This is a genomic window from Streptococcus infantis (assembly GCF_015546995.1).
In the GTDB taxonomy this organism is placed as follows: domain Bacteria; phylum Bacillota; class Bacilli; order Lactobacillales; family Streptococcaceae; genus Streptococcus; species Streptococcus infantis_J.
This window is the reverse complement of the sequence record NZ_JADMUH010000011.1, coordinates 1-17,761: the sequence shown is the minus strand read 5'-3', so window position 1 is coordinate 17,761 and position 17,761 is coordinate 1. Positions and strand designations below refer to the sequence as shown.

The 17,761-nt window shown below is 41.3% G+C and carries 18 protein-coding genes; 11 read left to right on the top strand and 7 right to left on the bottom strand.

Features of this window, described 5'->3' with window-relative positions; genetic code table 11:
- The 7 genes from I1J71_RS05255 (at position 1) to dtd (ending at position 7,475) form a co-directional block, all read left to right on the top strand.
- Positions 1–762, top strand: a complete 762-nt coding sequence (locus tag I1J71_RS05255) for a nucleoside phosphorylase (RefSeq protein WP_004251278.1) — start codon at positions 1–3, stop codon at positions 760–762.
- 43 nt (positions 763–805) lie between these two features.
- Positions 806–2,149 carry a cysteine--tRNA ligase gene (gene cysS / locus I1J71_RS05250; RefSeq protein WP_195183977.1) on the top strand — a complete coding sequence of 448 codons (1,344 nt, stop codon included), beginning with the start codon at positions 806–808 and terminating at the stop codon, positions 2,147–2,149.
- Entirely contained in the window at positions 2,142–2,528 is a 387-nt protein-coding gene (locus tag I1J71_RS05245; RefSeq protein ID WP_004251273.1) for a Mini-ribonuclease 3, read from the top strand. The genes cysS and I1J71_RS05245 overlap by 8 nt, the downstream gene beginning before the upstream one ends.
- A 2-nt stretch (positions 2,529–2,530) precedes the next feature.
- The gene (locus I1J71_RS05240) at positions 2,531–3,400 is read left to right on the top strand and encodes a helix-turn-helix domain-containing protein (protein ID WP_195183976.1); all 870 of its coding nucleotides are present in this window, start codon (positions 2,531–2,533) and stop codon (positions 3,398–3,400) included.
- Positions 3,401–3,512: 112 nt separating this feature from the next.
- Positions 3,513–4,643 (top strand): ABC transporter ATP-binding protein, encoded by a 1,131-nt coding sequence (locus tag I1J71_RS05235; RefSeq protein ID WP_004251267.1) that lies wholly within the window; start codon positions 3,513–3,515, stop codon positions 4,641–4,643.
- Between the two features lie 141 nt (positions 4,644–4,784).
- Positions 4,785–7,001, top strand: a complete 2,217-nt coding sequence (locus tag I1J71_RS05230) for a RelA/SpoT family protein (protein ID WP_195183975.1) — start codon at positions 4,785–4,787, stop codon at positions 6,999–7,001.
- A gap of 30 nt (positions 7,002–7,031) precedes the next feature.
- Positions 7,032–7,475, top strand: coding sequence for a D-aminoacyl-tRNA deacylase (gene dtd / locus I1J71_RS05225; RefSeq protein WP_195183974.1), 444 nt, complete (start codon positions 7,032–7,034; stop codon positions 7,473–7,475).
- A 40-nt stretch (positions 7,476–7,515) separates the two neighbouring features.
- On the opposite strand, the gene I1J71_RS05220 is transcribed toward dtd, so the two are convergent.
- The 5 genes from I1J71_RS05220 to I1J71_RS05200 form a co-directional block, all read right to left on the bottom strand.
- The gene (locus tag I1J71_RS05220) at positions 7,516–8,166 is read right to left on the bottom strand and encodes a metal-dependent transcriptional regulator (RefSeq protein ID WP_016465543.1); all 651 of its coding nucleotides are present in this window, start codon (positions 8,164–8,166) and stop codon (positions 7,516–7,518) included.
- Between the two features lie 81 nt (positions 8,167–8,247).
- Complete coding sequence (gene tpx, locus I1J71_RS05215) at positions 8,248–8,742, bottom strand: thiol peroxidase (RefSeq protein WP_195183973.1); 495 nt, start codon at positions 8,740–8,742, stop codon at positions 8,248–8,250.
- Positions 8,743–8,850: 108 nt separating this feature from the next.
- The gene (locus I1J71_RS05210; RefSeq protein ID WP_195183972.1) at positions 8,851–9,783 is read right to left on the bottom strand and encodes a metal ABC transporter substrate-binding protein; all 933 of its coding nucleotides are present in this window, start codon (positions 9,781–9,783) and stop codon (positions 8,851–8,853) included.
- Positions 9,784–9,814: 31 nt separating this feature from the next.
- Complete coding sequence (locus tag I1J71_RS05205) at positions 9,815–10,663, bottom strand: metal ABC transporter permease (RefSeq protein WP_195183971.1); 849 nt, start codon at positions 10,661–10,663, stop codon at positions 9,815–9,817.
- Positions 10,660–11,382, bottom strand: a complete 723-nt coding sequence (locus I1J71_RS05200; protein WP_016465546.1) for a metal ABC transporter ATP-binding protein — start codon at positions 11,380–11,382, stop codon at positions 10,660–10,662. The genes I1J71_RS05205 and I1J71_RS05200 overlap by 4 nt, the downstream gene beginning before the upstream one ends.
- Positions 11,383–11,561: 179 nt before the next feature.
- Between I1J71_RS05200 and I1J71_RS05195 the strand changes: the two genes are divergently transcribed.
- Positions 11,562–13,454 carry a M13 family metallopeptidase gene (locus I1J71_RS05195; protein ID WP_195183970.1) on the top strand — a complete coding sequence of 631 codons (1,893 nt, stop codon included), beginning with the start codon at positions 11,562–11,564 and terminating at the stop codon, positions 13,452–13,454.
- A gap of 38 nt (positions 13,455–13,492) precedes the next feature.
- Here the strand turns inward: I1J71_RS05195 and I1J71_RS05190 are convergent, their stop codons facing one another.
- Together I1J71_RS05190 and I1J71_RS05185 are read right to left on the bottom strand one after the other, a co-directional pair.
- Positions 13,493–14,122, bottom strand: coding sequence for an MBL fold metallo-hydrolase (locus I1J71_RS05190; RefSeq protein WP_195183969.1), 630 nt, complete (start codon positions 14,120–14,122; stop codon positions 13,493–13,495).
- Positions 14,123–14,226: 104 nt separating this feature from the next.
- Positions 14,227–15,303 (bottom strand): DUF2974 domain-containing protein, encoded by a 1,077-nt coding sequence (locus tag I1J71_RS05185; protein ID WP_195184003.1) that lies wholly within the window; start codon positions 15,301–15,303, stop codon positions 14,227–14,229.
- 95 nt (positions 15,304–15,398) lie between these two features.
- On the opposite strand from I1J71_RS05185, the gene I1J71_RS05180 reads away from it, so the two are divergent.
- The 3 genes from I1J71_RS05180 to I1J71_RS05170 form a co-directional block, all read left to right on the top strand.
- Positions 15,399–16,076 carry a response regulator transcription factor gene (locus I1J71_RS05180; RefSeq protein ID WP_000548968.1) on the top strand — a complete coding sequence of 226 codons (678 nt, stop codon included), beginning with the start codon at positions 15,399–15,401 and terminating at the stop codon, positions 16,074–16,076.
- Positions 16,069–17,043, top strand: a complete 975-nt coding sequence (locus I1J71_RS05175) for a sensor histidine kinase (protein WP_195183968.1) — start codon at positions 16,069–16,071, stop codon at positions 17,041–17,043. The genes I1J71_RS05180 and I1J71_RS05175 overlap by 8 nt, the downstream gene beginning before the upstream one ends.
- A gap of 434 nt (positions 17,044–17,477) precedes the next feature.
- Positions 17,478–17,761 (top strand): ATP-binding cassette domain-containing protein (locus I1J71_RS05170; RefSeq protein WP_195183967.1); only part of this gene is annotated, 284 nt, incomplete at its 3' end.

Genomic DNA, 17,761 nt, shown 5'->3' with positions numbered 1-17,761 from the left:
ATGCTATTAGAAGAATTTGAAAATGTACCTGCTGTTATCGAGCCAACTGATCGAAGCCTCCTTAGTGGTGGAGAAATCTGTGATACGATTATTTTATCTTTTAATGGAGAAATCGTTGAACGAGTAAAGCAGTTTGAAGATGTTTACGAAGGTGGCTATCTAACCAATCTAAATGGTAGATTTCCATGGTATATCTATGAAAAAGATGGGAGTAAGGTAGCAGTTGCTATAGCTACGATTGGAGCCCCGATGGTTGTTGGACTCTTAGAAGAACTCAAAGCAAGAGGATTTAAGAACTTTATTGTTTTGGGTTCTTGCGGAGTTCTAGATAAGTCTATTCAGGCAGATAAGATTATCCTACCAAGTTCAGCTCTACGTGATGAAGGTACAAGTTACCATTACGCTCCTGCAAGTGATGAAATAGCTTATGATGAAACTCTACTCTTAACCATAGAAGAAGCTTTAAACAAATCTGATATTGAGCACATTCGAACAAAGGCTTGGACCACAGATGCTTTCTATCGTGAAACAGCTGATAAGGTCAAACGTAGACTAGCAGCAGGTGCGACTGTTGTAGATATGGAAGCCTCAGCAATCATGGCTTGGGCACAATTTCGACAAGCAAAAGTTTATCAATTTTTTTATACAGCTGATTATGTTGACCATCATAATCATGAGTGGGATGCAAGATACGAAGAAAGAAAAGCAGATGCTATGACTTTCTTTGAGATAGCATTAGTAATTGCTAGAGAGTTGGATTGAAACAACTCTTTACGATAAACAAGACACAGAAAGGAGTAAGTGAGTGATTAAAATCTATGACACCATGTCTCGTGATTTGCGAGATTTTGTCCCAATCGAGGACGGCAAGGTTAAGATGTATGTCTGTGGGCCGACTGTATACAACTACATTCACGTAGGGAATGCCCGTTCGACAGTAGCCTTCGATACCATTCGTCGCTATTTTGAGTATCGTGGCTACGAAGTAGCCTACATTTCCAACTTTACGGATGTGGATGACAAGATTATCAACCGTGCTAAGGAAGAAGGTATCACACCTCAAGAAGTCGCGGATAAGTACATCGCTGCCTTCCGTGAAGACGTGACGGCTCTTGGTGTTAAGCCTGCGACTCGTCATCCGCGTGTAGTGGAGTTTATGGCGGATATCATCCGCTTTGTCTCTGACTTGATTGAAAAAGGCTATGCCTATGAGAGTCAAGGGGATGTCTATTTCCGTGTGGAAAAATCCCACAACTATGCTAAATTGGCTAATAAAACCTTGGAAGATTTGGAGCTAGGTGCTTCAGGTCGTACCGATGAAGAAACGGCTCGTAAGGAAAATCCTGTGGACTTTGCCCTTTGGAAATCTGCAAAACCAGGAGAGATTTCTTGGGATAGCCCTTGGGGTCCTGGTCGCCCAGGCTGGCATATCGAGTGTTCGGTTATGTCAACGGAGATTTTGGGTGATACTATTGATATTCACGGTGGTGGAGCTGACCTTGAGTTTCCACACCACACCAACGAAATTGCCCAGTCAGAAGCCAAAACAGGTAAGACCTTTGCTAACTACTGGATGCACAATGGCTTTGTCAATATCGACAATGTCAAGATGTCCAAGTCATTGGGGAATTTCATCACCGTGCATGATGCCCTCAAGACCATTGATGGCCAAGTGCTTCGTTTCTTCTTTGCGACTCAGCATTACCGCAAACCTATCAACTTTACGGAAAAGGCTGTGCGTGATGCCGAGACCAATCTCAAGTATCTGAAGAACACTTATGAGCAACCATTTACTGGAACTGTAGATGCAGAGGAATTGCAAGCTTTTAAAGATAAGTTCGTAGCTGCAATGGATGAGGATTTCAATACAGCAAATGGTATCACAGTCGTCTTTGAAATGGCCAAGTGGATCAACTCAGGCAACTATGATGCAGCGGTTAAGGAAGCTCTTACGGCTATGTTAGAGGTCTTTGGTATTGTCTTTGTCGAGGAAGTTTTGGATGAAGAGATCGAAGCTTTGATTCAAAAACGCCAAGAAGCGCGTGCCAATAAAGACTTTGCAACAGCTGACCAAATCCGTGACCAACTGGCTGCACAAGGGATTAAGCTACTGGATACCAAGGATGGAGTGAGGTGGACACGTGATTGATGTCAATCTCATTAACGGGATTGCGCTAGCCTTTGAAGGAGATGCGGTGTATTCTATGTATATTCGACGTCACCTCATCCTAAAAGGCATGACCAAGCCCAATAAACTCCACCAAGAGGCAACCAAGTATGTGTCGGCCAAGGCTCAGGCACGCTTGATTTCCCTTATGTTAGAAGAAGAAGTCCTGACGGAAAAGGAAGAAGAAATCTATAAACGGGGTCGCAATACCAATAGTCATACCAAGGCAAAGAACGCAGATGTAGTGACCTACCGTATGTCTACAGGTTTTGAAGCGGTCATGGGTTATCTTCATATGACTGAAAATGTGGAGCGCCTAGAAACCTTGATTTCTTGGTGTATCCAAAAAGTGGAGGGCTAGGAATGATTGCAAAAGAATTACTAGATTGGTTTCCACAAGCTCAAATCGTAGACCAGCCAATTGATAAGGAAGGTTTTCTTACGCTACCAGTTTCCTCGCAACAGTGGATTTTACTGGAGGAAGTTGGACTAAGTGAACGTGAGAAACAGTTGGTAGCTCTCTTAACCCAGCAGGAACAAACCATTTCTTTAAATCCTTGGTATAGTTATTTGATTGAGGGCAAGGGACAAGCACCGCAAAGTTTTAAAAAGCTACAAGTTGTCTATTGTCACCTTTCTTATTACCAACAGGAAAACCTAACTTCTTGGCTAGATATGATGAGAACTCTCTTTCCTAATTGCGAGACAGTGCTTCAGGTGGGAGCTCAGGATTACCTATTTGTTCTCCAACAGGACAAATACACTTCTGTTCGGTCTATCTTAACAGATACCTTGGAAGCAGTAGAGTATGACTTTGGGGTTCGCTTATCCATCATGCTTGGTCAGGTCTGGTCGCAAACAGGAAATCAGAGTTTGACAGATCTCATCAAAGCAGAACGTGACTTGTTCAAAAATTGGTGGCGACAAGGACACCAAGGATTCCATACGTTTTCTCAGCTCTACCTTTGGAGTATGGGTGAAAAAATGGTGGATCTTGGTTTGATAAAAGATTATCTACACCAGATGATTTTGGATCAGGATCAAATTCAGGAAATCATTCTCTCCTTATGGGAAAATAGTGCAGTCCTAACTAAAACAGCACAACAGCTCTATCTACACCGCAATTCTCTCCAATACAAGATTGATAAATGGGAAGAGTTGACAGGGCTTCAGTTGAAAGAATTGACAGATTTGACCTTGTGCTATCAATTGATATTACCAGATATTATTTAAAGTTTTGTGCAAGTTGCACAGAACTTTTTTATTTTTTTGGTCACCTTGCCATAGAAATGTAAAACGTTTTCATCTATAATAAAACTATCAAAAATTAAAGGAGTTCACCGAAATGGTAGAATTAAATCTTAAAAACATTTACAAAAAATATCCAAACAGCGAGCACTATTCAGTTGAAGACTTCAACTTGGACATCAAAGACAAAGAATTTATCGTTTTCGTAGGACCTTCAGGATGTGGTAAATCAACTACTCTCCGTATGATTGCAGGTCTTGAAGACATCACAGAAGGTACTGCATCTATCGATGGCGTTGTTGTCAATGACGTAGCTCCAAAAGACCGTGACATCGCCATGGTATTCCAAAACTACGCTCTTTACCCACACATGACTGTATACGATAACATGGCTTTCGGTTTGAAATTGCGTAAATACAGCAAAGAAGACATCGACAAACGTGTACAAGAAGCAGCAGAAATTCTTGGATTGAAAGAATTCTTGGATCGTAAACCAGCTGACCTTTCAGGTGGTCAACGTCAACGTGTTGCCATGGGTCGTGCGATCGTCCGTGATGCTAAGGTATTCTTGATGGACGAACCTTTGTCAAACTTGGATGCAAAACTTCGTGTATCTATGCGTGCTGAAATCGCTAAAATCCACCGTCGTATCGGAGCTACAACTATCTACGTAACTCACGACCAAACAGAAGCGATGACACTTGCAGACCGTATCGTTATCATGTCAGCTACTAAAAACCCTGCTGGTACTGGTACTATCGGACGTGTTGAACAAATCGGTACTCCTCAAGAAGTTTACAAAAACCCAGTTAACAAATTCGTAGCAGGATTCATCGGAAGCCCAGCTATGAACTTCATCAACGTAAAATTGATCGGTGACCACATCGTTGGTGACGCCTTTAACTTGAAAGTCCCAGAAGGTGCTTTGAAAGTTCTTCGCGATAAAGGTTACGAAGGTAAAGAATTGATCTTCGGTATCCGTCCAGAAGACGTGAACGCAGAACCTGCTTTCCTTGAAACATTCCCAGAATCAGTTGTGAAAGCAACTATCTCTGTATCAGAATTGCTTGGTTCAGAATCTCACCTATACTGCCAAGTTGGTAAAGATGAATTCGTTGCTAAGGTTGACGCACGTGACTACTTGCAAGCTGGTGCTACAGTTGAACTTGGATTTGACTTGAACAAAGCTCACTTCTTTGACGTAGAAACTGAAAAGACAGTTTACTAAGATAGATTTGAATCAATCAACACTACTAGAGTTTCTCTAGTAGTGTTTTTTAGACTTCAGCAAAGTCTTATGGAGTAGGCTTTTCTAGTTTTCTTATTGATCAAAAAGTGTTAAAATGGTAGGAAGAACTGGAGAGTATGCATGCCAAAAGAAGTAATTTATTCTGGCGATGAAGTCGTCGCTTTAACGCAAAAATATTTATCGAAAGAAGATGTGGCTTTTGTCCATAAGGCCTTGGTTTATGCTGTAGAGTGCCACAGTGGCCAATATCGTAAATCAGGCGAGCCTTACATTATCCACCCTATCCAGGTAGCAGGTATCTTGGCTAAGCTCAAGCTGGACGCTGTCACTGTTGCCTGTGGTTTTTTGCATGACGTGGTAGAAGACACAGATGCTACTTTGGATGACTTAGAGCGTGAGTTTGGACATGATGTTCGAGTAATTGTAGATGGGGTTACCAAGCTTGGTAAGGTTGAATACAAGTCATTTGAAGAGCAGTTGGCTGAAAACCACCGCAAGATGCTCATGGCTATGTCTGAGGATATCCGTGTTATCTTGGTCAAGCTCTCTGACCGCCTGCACAATATGCGCACCCTCAAGCATCTTCGTAAGGACAAGCAAGAACGTATTTCCCGAGAAACCATGGAAATCTACGCACCACTTGCTCACCGTCTGGGGATTTCAAGTGTTAAGTGGGAACTAGAAGACCTTTCCTTCCGTTACCTCAATCCGACAGAGTTTTACAAGATAACTCATATGATGAAGGAGAAACGTCAAGAACGTGAAGCCTTGGTCGATGAAGTTGTGACGAAACTCGAGGAGTATTCATCTGAACGCAATCTTACAGGAAAAATCTATGGCCGTCCTAAGCATATCTACTCTATTTACCGTAAAATGCAGGACAAGAAAAAACGCTTTGAGGAGATCTATGACCTGATTGCCATTCGCTGTATCCTAGATACTCAGAGTGATGTCTATGCCATGTTGGGTTACGTCCATGAGCTATGGAAACCAATGCCAGGACGTTTCAAGGATTATATTGCCAATCGTAAGGCCAATGGTTACCAGTCTATCCATACGACTGTTTATGGACCAAAAGGGCCGATTGAGTTCCAGATTCGTACCAAGGAAATGCACGAGGTTGCTGAGTACGGGGTTGCGGCTCACTGGGCCTACAAAAAAGGAATCAAAGGTCAGGTTAATAGCAAGGAATCTGCTATTGGAATGAACTGGATCAAGGAGTTGATGGAACTCCAAGACCAGGCGGATGATGCCAAGGAATTTGTAGATACTGTCAAAGAAAACTATCTGGCTGAGGAGATTTACGTCTTTACTCCAGATGGAGCGGTTCGTTCTCTTCCAAAGGATTCTGGACCGATTGACTTTGCCTATGAGATTCATACCAAGATCGGGGAAAAAGCAACTGGTGCCAAGGTTAATGGACGTATGGTTCCTTTGACTACCAAGCTGAAAACGGGTGACCAGGTTGAAATCATCACCAATCCAAATTCATTTGGACCAAGTCGTGACTGGCTCAATATGGTTAAAACCAGCAAGGCCCGTAACAAAATTCGTCAGTTCTTTAAAAACCAAGATAAAGAATTGTCCATCAATAAAGGCCGTGAAATGCTGATTAGTCAGCTTCAAGAAAACGGCTATGTGGCCAATAAATTTATGGACAAGCGTCACATGGATGAAGTCCTTCAAAAAACCAGCTACAAGACTGAAGAAGCTCTCTTTGCTGCGATTGGTTTTGGAGAAATCGGAGCCATTACCGTCTTTAACCGTTTGACGGAAAAAGAACGTCGTGAAGAAGAGCGTGCCAAGGCTAAGGCAGAAGCAGAAGAACTGGTCAAGGGTGGCGAAGTAAAAGTAGAGAACAAGGATACGCTTAAGGTGAAGCATGAGGGTGGAGTTGTCATCCAAGGTGCTTCTGGGCTCTTGGTCCGGATTGCCAAATGTTGTAATCCTGTTCCAGGTGATGGTATCGTTGGTTATATTACCAAAGGTCGTGGTGTTGCCATCCATCGTGTGGACTGTATGAACCTTCGTTCACAGGAAAACTATGAGCAACGTTTGCTAGATGTTGAATGGGAAGACCAATTCTCAACCAAGGAATATATGGCTCATATCGATATCTATGGACTTAACCGTTCTGGCCTTTTGAATGATATCTTGCAAGTCCTATCAAACACAACTAAGAATATCTCTTCGGTTAATGCCCAACCGACCAAGGATATGAAATTTGCCAATATCCATGTATCCTTTGGAATTTCTAACCTTTCAATGTTGACAACGGTGGTTGATAAGATTAAGAGTGTACCAGAAGTCTACTCAGTCAAACGGACCAATGGTTAAGTTGGCTCGATAGATATAGAAAGGATTTCTATGAGAATTATCGTTCAGCGAGTCAAGCAAGCTCAGGTTTCTATTGAGGGGCAGATGCATGGTCAAATCAAACAAGGACTCTTGCTCCTAGTGGGTGTTGGACCTGAGGATCAGCAAGAGGATTTGGAGTATGCAGTCAGAAAACTGGTCAATATGCGGATCTTTTCAGATAACGAAGGCAAGATGAACCTATCTGTTAAGGATATCCAAGGAGAAATCCTCTCCATCTCTCAATTCACTCTGTTTGCCGATACCAAAAAAGGCAATCGTCCAGCCTTTACAGGCGCCGCTAAACCAGATATGGCTGAGGCCTTCTATCAAGATTTTAACCAGGAACTAGCCAAAGAGGTTCCTGTTGAAACAGGTGTCTTTGGAGCAGATATGCAGGTAGGACTGGTCAATGATGGGCCGGTAACCATCATCCTTGATACAAAAAATAGATAAGAAAAACCAAGCTTGTTAGCTTGGTTTTTTTGTGACGGATTTAGTTCATCTTTTCAACATAGAGCTGTTTGGCGATTTCTAGACTTACCAAGAGTTCTTCATTGTTGTGAATCAAAGTAAAGGTATTAGAGAAATCATCAAACTGTTGAACTTGGAGTTTGTCTCCGATATTGATGGCATGTTTTTCCAGATATTTTAGGAGATCAAAGCTATCGTGAACCCGAGTTAGGAGATAGGTTCCAGCTTCTTTGGTTTCTGATAGTGGTAGGTTGTTGATTTCAACCAAAAGCTCTCCTTTAGCAGGAATGGTACCACCGTGAGGGCAAGTTTTTGGGAAACCTAGCATACTTTCTAATCTCTCTACAAAAAAGTCTGAAACGGTATGTTCTAATACTTCAGCTTCCTCATGAATTTGGTCACTGGTATAGTCTAGATGGTGGACCAGAAAAACCTCAATCAGACGATGTTTACGATAAAGTTCTGATACAAGTGTTAGCCCAATATCGGTTAGCAAGTATCCTTTCTTCTTATCTTTTAAGATGAGATTTTCAGACTGCATGCGCTTAATCATTTCAGTTACAGCTGGAGGAGATACCTGCATCCGAGCAGCAATTTCCTTATTGGTAATTTTAGGAACATCCATGCCAATCTCATAAATACATTTTAAGTAGTCTTCTTTATTTGGTGTCATTCGCATTTCCTTGTTTATTATCTCCATCTAGTATACCAAAAAAAGCTAGATTTCTCTAGCTTCTTGCTACAAGAGCTGGACTTAGTTGAGTTCTTTTGCTGCTGCAATAGCGGCTTCAAAGTCTGGCTCGCTGTTGATATTGTCTACGTATTCGACGTAGCGGATGGTATTATCTGCATCGAGAACAAAAACTGCGCGTGCAAGCAGATGCCATTCATTGATTAAGAGGGCATAATCGCGTCCAAAGGAGTGGTCGAAGTAGTCTGAAAGCATGATGGCATTCTCAATTCCTTCAGCACCGCACCAGCGTTTTTGAGCAAATGGAAGGTCCATAGATACCGTTAGGACAACAGTATTGTCTAAGCTAGCCAGTTCTTCATTAAATCGACGAGTTTGAAGGGAACAAATTCCAGTATCGATAGAAGGAACCACACTTAAAATCTTTTTCTTTCCATCAAAGTCTGATAGTGATTTTTTTGAAAGGTCAGTCGTTGTGAGAGAGAAATCAAGTGCTTTGTCTCCTACTTGTAGTTGTTTTCCTGTAAAAGTAACAGGGTTTCCAAGGAATGTAGTCATAAGCTACTCCAATCTTTTTTCTTTCATTTTACCTGGAAATGTTCAATTTTTCCAATGATTTGACCGTAAAAAAACGCCAATTCAAAGTGACTGACGTTTTTTAATGGATTATTTTGACAAACCTTCAGCAATCTTGTCGAGGTTGTATTTCATCATGTTGTAGTAGCTGTCACCTTCTTTACCTTCTTCAGCAATTGAGTCAGTAAAGATTTGTGCGTAAATTGGAATATTTGTGTCTTTAGAAACAGTCTTCATTGGACGATCATCGACACTGGACTCAACAAATAGTGATGGAACTTTTGTTTGGCGAAGTTTTTCAACCAAAGTCTTGATTTGGTCAGGTGTTCCCTCTTCTTCAGTGTTGATTTCCCAGATGTAGGCACTTGGGACACCGTAAGCTTTTGAGAAGTATTTGAAGCATCCCTCGCTGGTTACGATGAGTTTCTTGTCCGCATCAATAGCGTTAAATTTCTCTTTGGCTTCCTTGTCAAGCTTGTCTAGTTTTTCAGTGTATTCTTTGAGATTTTTTTCGTAGAATTCCTTGTTGTTAGGGTCTTTAGCGATGAGTTGCTTAGCAATGTTTTGCGCATAAATAATCCCGTTTTCTAGGTTGAGCCAAGCATGTGGGTCTTCTTTCCCTTTTTCATTTTGGCCTTCTAAGTAGATGATATCAACGCCTTCACTGACAGCAAAGTAGTCCTTGTTTTCAGTTTTCTTGGCATTCTCAACTAATTTTGTAAACCAGGCATTTCCACCTGTTTCAAGGTTGATACCGTTGTAAAAGATTAAGTCGGCCTGTGACGTTTTTTTGACGTCTTCAGGAAGAGGCTCGTACTCGTGTGGATCTTGTCCAACAGGCACGATACTATGAAGATCAATCTTGTCTCCTGCGATATTTTTAGTAATATCAGCGATAATTGAGTTTGTAGCTACGACCTTTAATTTTTGGTCACTTGTGGCCGTGTCTTTTTTTCCAGTAGAGCATGCTACAAGAGCAATTACAGAAAGAAAGAGAACGAATAATGTACCTAATTTTTTCATTAGATCCTCCAATTTATTGGGGTCTTTCCCCTTATTTTAACAAATGTTTATTTTTCAGTTTCAAATATCGTTGTTTAGGAGAGATAAAGAAACTGATTAAGAAGAAGCTAGCAGCTGTGAGCACGATGCTAGAACCAGCTGCTAAGTTTAAACTATAGCCAATAAAGAGTCCCAAAACTGAAGCAGTAGCTCCAAAGGTTGAGGAAAGAAAAATCATACTTTTCAGGCTATTAGCATAAAGATAAGCAGTTGCAGCTGGGGTAATCAGCATGGCTACAATCAGGATAGTTCCGACACTTTGCATGGCTGTCACAGACACGAGAGTCAGGAGTACCATGAGAAGGTAGTGATAGAAATTGACAGGCATTCCCATGGCTTTAGCCAAGAGTTCATCAAAGGAAGTTATCAAGAGTTGTTTGAAGAAAATCCAGATTAACAAGAGAATGACTGCCCCAACACCCATAGTAATAAACATATCCGTATCTTGGACGGCCAGGATATTACCAAAAAGGATATGGAAAAGGTCAGTTGAACTTTTAGCGACACTAATCAAGATGATACCGAGGGCTAAGAAAGAAGAAAAGGTAATGCCGATGGCGGTATCGCTTTTGATAATCGAGTTTCCCTTGATGTAGGTAATGATGATGGCAGCTAGCAATCCAAAGACAATGGCTCCGATAAAGAAGTCAACGCCCAAGATGAAGGAGAGGGCTACACCTGGTAAGACAGCATGTGAAATGGCATCTCCCATGAGTGACATCCCGCGTAGGATGATGAAACATCCCACAGCTCCAGCTACGACCCCGACGACAATAGCTGTTATCAAGGCATTTTGTAGGAAGTGGAAATTCTGCAATCCATTTATAAATTCTGCAATCATAGGTCACCTCCATTGAAAAAGAGTCGATTACCGTAAGCTTCTTTGAGATTGGCTTCAGTAAAGGTTTCTTTGGTTGGACCAAAGGCAATCACTTCTCGATTGACAAGCAAGACTTGATCGAAGTAGTGAGGAACCTTGCTGAGGTCGTGGTGGACGATGAGAACCGTCTTCCCAGCTTTTTTCAAATCTCTCAGCGTATTCATGATGATTTCCTCACTGACAGAATCAATCCCAACAAAGGGTTCATCTAAGAGTATATAATCGGCTTCCTGCACCAAACATCTGGCAATCAAAACCCGCTGGAATTGACCTCCAGACAGTTGACTGATTTGCCGTTCTGCATAGTCTGAGAGTCCAACAATTTCAAGGGCTTCTTGCACTTTCTTCCAATGTTTAGCGTTTAAACTGCGAAAGAGTGGGATAGAGGGAAATAGTCCTAGCGAGACGCATTCCTTGACCTTGATGGGAAAGTTGTAGTCGATATTGATTTTTTGTTCGACATAGGCAATTCGGTGTAAGGATTTTTTAACTTCCTTATCATCGAGAAATGCCTGACCTTGATGTGGGATAATTCCCAGCATCCCTTTTAATAATGTTGATTTTCCAGCACCGTTTGGACCAATGATACCGGTAATTGTTGGTCCTTGAAGCACTAGTGAAATATCCTTAAGTGCCGATGTTTCTTTGTAGGAGACACTGAGGTTTTCTATACGTATCATAAACTTGTATTCCTCCTGTCTCTTAATATACATTAAAAAAAAAATTAAGTCAAGTTAATTTTTGAAAAAATTAAAATAATAACTGAAAAATGATGGAAAAGGAAAGTTCATTTTTAATTGCATTCCCCAGGGATTTTTGCTAAGCTAAGAATAAGTGAAATTAGGAAAGCGAGAACAAGATGACACGTTATCAAGATGATTTTTATGATGCCATAAATGGTGAGTGGGAAAAGACTGCTGTTATTCCAGCAGATAAGTCGAGAACAGGTGGTTTTATCGACCTTGACGAAGAAATTGAAGAGTTGATGCTAACGACGACGGACAAGTGGTTGGCAGGAGAAGATGTGCCAGAAGATGCCATCTTAGCAAACTTTGTCAAGTACCACAGCATGGTGAGAGATTTCGATAAGCGAGAAGAAGATGGAATTGAGCCAGTCCTTCCTTTATTGAAGGAATACCAGAATTTAGAAAGTTTTGCGGATTTCGCAGGTAAACTAGCAGCATTTGAATTAGCTGGCAAACCAAACTTCCTTCCATTTGGAGTATCACCAGACTTTATGGATGCTAGAACCAATGTTCTCTGGGCTAGTGCTCCAGGAACTATCTTGCCTGATACAACCTACTATGCGGAAGACCATCCTCAGCGTGAGGAATTATTGAACCTTTGGAAAGAAAGTACTTCAAATCTCCTCAAAGCCTATAACTTCTCAGATGAAGAAATCGAAGACTTGCTAGAGAAACGATTGGAATTGGACCGTCGCATCGCAGCTGTCGTCCTTTCAAACGAGGAGAGTTCAGAATATGCCAAACTTTACCATCCTTATTCTTATGAAGATTTCAAAAAGTTTGCACCTGTCCTACCTCTCGATGACTTCTTCCAAGCTGTGATTGGACAAACTCCAGATAAGGTGATCGTAGATGAAGAACGTTTCTGGCAAGCAGCAGAGCAATTTTATAGTGAGGAAGCTTGGCCTTTACTCAAGGCAAGCTTGATTTTGAGTGTGGTCAATCTTTCAACGAGTTTTCTAACAGATGAGATTCGTATCTTGTCAGGTGCCTACGGACGAGCTCTTTCAGGTGTTCCAGAGGCTCAAGACAAACGCAAGGCTGCTTATCACCTAGCTCAAGGACCATTCAAACAAGCGCTCGGCCTTTGGTATGCTCATGAGAAATTCTCTCCAGAAGCCAAGGCAGACGTAGAGAAAAAAGTGGCAACCATGATTGATGTTTATAAGGAACGCTTGGCTAAGAATGATTGGCTGACACCTGAAACTCGCGAAAAAGCCATCGTCAAACTCAATGTCATCAAGCCTTATATTGGTTATCCAGAAGAACTGCCAGCTCGCTATAAGGACAAGGTAGTGGATGAATCTGCTAGTCTTTTTGAGAATGCTCTAGCCTTTGCGCGTGTGGAAATCAAGCACAGTTGGAGCAAGTGGAACCAGCCAGTTGACTACAAGGAGTGGGGTATGCCTGCTCACATGGTTAATGCTTACTACAATCCACAAAAGAACTTGATTGTCTTCCCAGCTGCTATCTTACAGGCACCATTTTATGACTTGCATCAGTCATCTTCTGCCAACTATGGTGGTATCGGAGCGGTTATTGCTCACGAAATTTCTCACGCTTTTGATACCAATGGAGCTTCCTTTGATGAAAATGGTAGCCTCAAGGACTGGTGGACTGAGAGCGACTATGCTGCCTTTAAAGAGAAAACGCAGAAGGTTATCGACCAGTTTGATGGCCAAGAATCTTACGGAGCAACTATTAATGGGAAACTAACTGTATCTGAAAACGTTGCCGACCTTGGAGGTATCGCTGCTGCCCTTGAAGCTGCTAAGAGAGAACCAGACTTCTCAGCTGAAGAATTCTTCAACAATTTTGCACGTATCTGGCGTATGAAAGGCCGTCCAGAATTGATGAAACTCATGGCTAGTGTCGACGTACACGCGCCAGCTAAACTCCGTGTCAACGTCCAAGTACCAAACTTTGATGACTTCTTTACAACCTATGATGTCAAAGAAGGCGACGGTATGTGGCGTGCACCAGAAGATCGTGTGATTATTTGGTAATACAAAAACCAAGGATGATTGTCCTTGGTTTTTATGTTTTAGAAAAATGGATTGAAGGTTTTTTCGTGCGCGATAGTCGTAGCCGGACCATGTCCTGGATAGACATCGTAGTTTGGAAGGGTGAAGAGCTGGGTTTCGACACTATGAAGGAGTTGTTCCATACTACCAGTTGGCAAATCTGTTCGACCAATGGTTTCTCGAAAAAGGGCATCTCCCGTTAAGACCAAGTGTCCATCTGGGAAAACCAATGAAACTCCACCGATAGAGTGGCCTGGCGTTGGTAAGACTGTAAAGCGGAATTCTTCAATCTGGTATTCTTCATGAAAGACATAAGTGTGTTCAGCTGGTTTGCAGATGACATCCGCCATATCATCGTGTCGAGGGAGACCTGAAAGGTTGTCAACAGGAGTATAGAGCCAAGAAGCTTCACTTTCTGCCACATAGACTGGAGGATTTCCATAAGTATCTCTGACCAAGTCAAGACTCATAATATGGTCGTAGTGAGTGTGGGTCAGAAGAATGGCACAGACCGGTTTGTTGATGGTTTCGATAGTCTTGCGAATAGCCTCCCAATGGCTACCAGGATCGACTATAATCAGGTGTTGGTCTCCTTCAATATAATAAGTATTTTCATAGGCAACAGGATTCACAGTTTTATGGATTTTCATAGGATTTCCTCTTTCAAAGATTTACAGTTTCTAGTATAACACAGAAGAATAAAATAAGGAATCAACAAGAAAGTCCCTCCATAAAGGAAGGGACTTTTAACTTTTTAAAAATGATTTTTCCAGGCTTGGAAGCGTGCATCCAGTAGGAGTTGTGTCAGATTTTTTAAGATTTCAACTTGCTCGAGCTCCAGTGTCTGGGCTTGAGAAACAAGTTGTCGAACATGGTCGATAGCATTTCTAGAAGATAAATCGTTGATGGAAGTGATTCCAGATTCTAGGATGGTTCCGAAAAAGAGATCAAAGTAGAGCTCTAGTTCTTCATCGGGAACACTGTCCACCCATTCTTTAAGAGCGTCTTTGATTTGCAGACTTTCGCTACTAATTTCCTCTAGTTGGACAAAGTGGTGTCCATCAGTTAGCCAGCTGAAAGTATTGTGTTGAGCGATTCCACCGAGAGCCGTAGATTTGACAACGGTAGGAGTATCAGGAACTTCTAGCATCATGCCGATGACAGAACCTTGTGGGACATAACGGTGAAATTTAGGGATAACATCTTGATAACCAGTCGTTTCTGTCAGATGAGCCTGCAAACCAGGAGCATCGTAGGTATAAACTGCTGATATCTTTTCCTGCAATTCAGGCTGGATTTGACTAGCAGCAAAGACGGCTAGATTCCCACCTTTAGAATGCCCAGCAAGAAGTACTTTTTGTTTTGGATATTGTTTAAAGAAATCTTCCAAGTATTCAAGAGCATGCTTTTGGGCAGGGATTTCCTTCATATAGGTCATATGGAAATCTTCCTTCCAACCAATAATACTGTCGTCTGTGCCACGAAAGATAATCAGATAAGTATCTAGGTTCAGACGATAGGTCATAGCAGCGAACTGTTTCTGTTGCTCAGTATCAATCTCGTTAATAAAGTTTGATAGCTTGCAATTTTTAAAACGTTTGTGGTGGGCAAGCTGGTCTAAAAGTTGCAGACGTTCTTTATTGGTCAACATGGTGCTTTCTCGAGGGACACGTGTTGCGACATCGCTTAAACGATTGACAGGCTGGTCCAATAAGTCATCAAAAGGAAGATAAGTCAGCTCTGTCAAAGCAAGTACATCCAGTTCATTTAAGGGAAGATCATAAAAAGAATCGTATTGAACATCAGTTAGATAGTCAAAAATATTGGCCATGGGAATTCCTTTCTTAACTTTTATCATATCAGATTTGCATCAATTTCGCTAGTAGTCAGAAGAATTTTGCTATAATATAAAAAAAGGAGGAGCAGATGCATAAGATTTTACTAGTAGAAGATGATCCAGTAATCCGTCAGCAAGTTGGGAAAATGCTCTCCGAATGGGGTTTTGAAGTAGTCATGGTTGAAGACTTTATGGAAGTTCTGACGTTATTTGTTCAGTCTGAGCCTCATCTGGTCCTGATGGATATTGGATTGCCTCTCTTTAATGGTTATCATTGGTGTCAGGAAATTCGCAAGATTTCCAAAGTTCCTATTATGTTTCTGTCTTCAAGAGACCAGGCTATGGACATCGTGATGGCTATTAATATGGGAGCTGACGATTTTGTGACCAAGCCTTTTGACCAGCAGGTCCTTTTAGCTAAGGTACAAGGATTATTGCGCCGCTCTTATGAATTTGGAAGGGATGAAAGTCTCCTAGAGTATGCTGGAGTTATTCTCAATACCAAGTCTATGGATGTGCATGTCAATGGCAAAGCTATCAGCCTAACCAAGAATGAATTTCAGATTTTGCGAGTTTTATTTGAGCATGCAGGAAATATCGTAGCGCGTGATGATTTGATGCGGGAACTCTGGAACAGTGACTTTTTTATCGATGACAATACCTTATCTGTTAATGTCGCTCGTTTGCGCAAGAAACTGGAGGAAGAAGGTTTGATTGGTTTTATTGAAACCAAGAAAGGGATAGGGTATGGATTGAAACATGCTTGAACTTAAAAGTTTTTTTCTAGCTTATATCCGTTCGCGTAGTCGTTTTTTCGCTTTTATTTTGTTATTGACGGGTCTCATCTTTCTTTTTGATGTCCTATTTGTTAGTCAAGGACCTTACTTTAACTATTTTTTCCTTCTATCATCAGTTTTTTCCTTTATATTCTTGATATGGGATTTTTGGGTGGAATTGCAACGTTATCGTAAGGAATTGCTCTATGGCGAAAGAGAAGCTAAGTCACCAATGGAAGTCCTTCTAACTGAAAAATTAGAAAAAAGCGAAGCTGAGCTCTACCAAAAGAAATCAGATGCTGAAAACCGCTACAATGATTTAGTGGACTACTATACTCTCTGGGTTCATCAGATAAAGACACCGATTGCGGCCAGTAAACTCCTAGTGAGCGAGGTGGCGGATCGTCAACTGAAGCAACAGTTGGAACAGGAAATTTTTAAGATTGATTCCTATACCAATCTCGTACTCCAATATCTACGCTTAGAAAGCTTCCATGATGATTTGGTGTTGAAGAAAGAAAATATAGAAGATCTGGTCAAGGAAGTCATTCGCAAATATGCCATTTTCTTTATCCAGAAAGGTCTAAGTGTCGATCTGCATGACTTGGATAGAAGGATTGTGACGGATAAAAAATGGCTGTTGGTAGTCATTGAACAAATCCTATCAAATAGTCTCAAGTACACAAATGAAGGTGGGGTTGAAATCTACATGGAAGGTTCAGACCTTTGCATCAAAGATACTGGGATTGGTATAAAAAACAGTGATCGGTTGCGAGTCTTTGAACGTGGTTTTTCAGGATATAATGGTCGAATGACCCAGCAGTCATCTGGACTTGGGCTTTATCTAACCCAGAAAATCAGCCAAGAATTAGGACATCAGATTCAAATAGAATCCGAACTTGGGCAAGGAACAACTGTGAGGATTAAGTTCTCTGAAGTGAATTTACTGATTGAATGAAAAGAATTGTGAAGAGCTTGGAAGAAACCTTTCAAGCTCTTCTTTAGACCTTGATATGGTGAGAAAAAAGGCTCCAATCAGATAATACTCTTCGAAAATCAAATTCAAACCACGTCAGCTTCGCCTTGCCGTACTCAAGTACAGCCTGCGGCTAGCTTCCTAGTTTGCTCTTTGATTTTCATTGAGTATAAAATAGTTTAATCTTACAAAAATGTAAGATTAAAGGCCTCTTTTGTAAGGTTATGTTATGGCAAGTCCTCTTTTTTTGGAGTAAACTTAGAGCATAAAGAAAAAGGAGAGAAACCATGAAAACAATTTTACAAAAGAAACAAACAAGTAAGCCGAGTCCAAAGGAAATCGAGCGAGTTCAAATCGGCATCGAAATGATGCAAGCTCAGTTTCAATTAATGGGATATTAAGAAGGAGAAGTTAAAATGACACTACTAGATGTAAAACACGTTCAAAAGATTTATAAAACTCGCTTTCAAGGCAACCAAGTAGAAGCCCTGAAAGATATTCACTTTACCGTTGAAAAAGGCGACTACGTCGCTATCATGGGTGAGTCTGGTTCTGGTAAATCGACCCTACTCAATATTCTTGCTATGCTTGACAAGCCAACGCGTGGGCAGGTCTTCCTAAACGGAACTGACACAGCTACCATTAAAAATTCTGAAGCATCAAGCTTCCGTCGTGAAAAGTTAGGCTTTGTCTTCCAAGA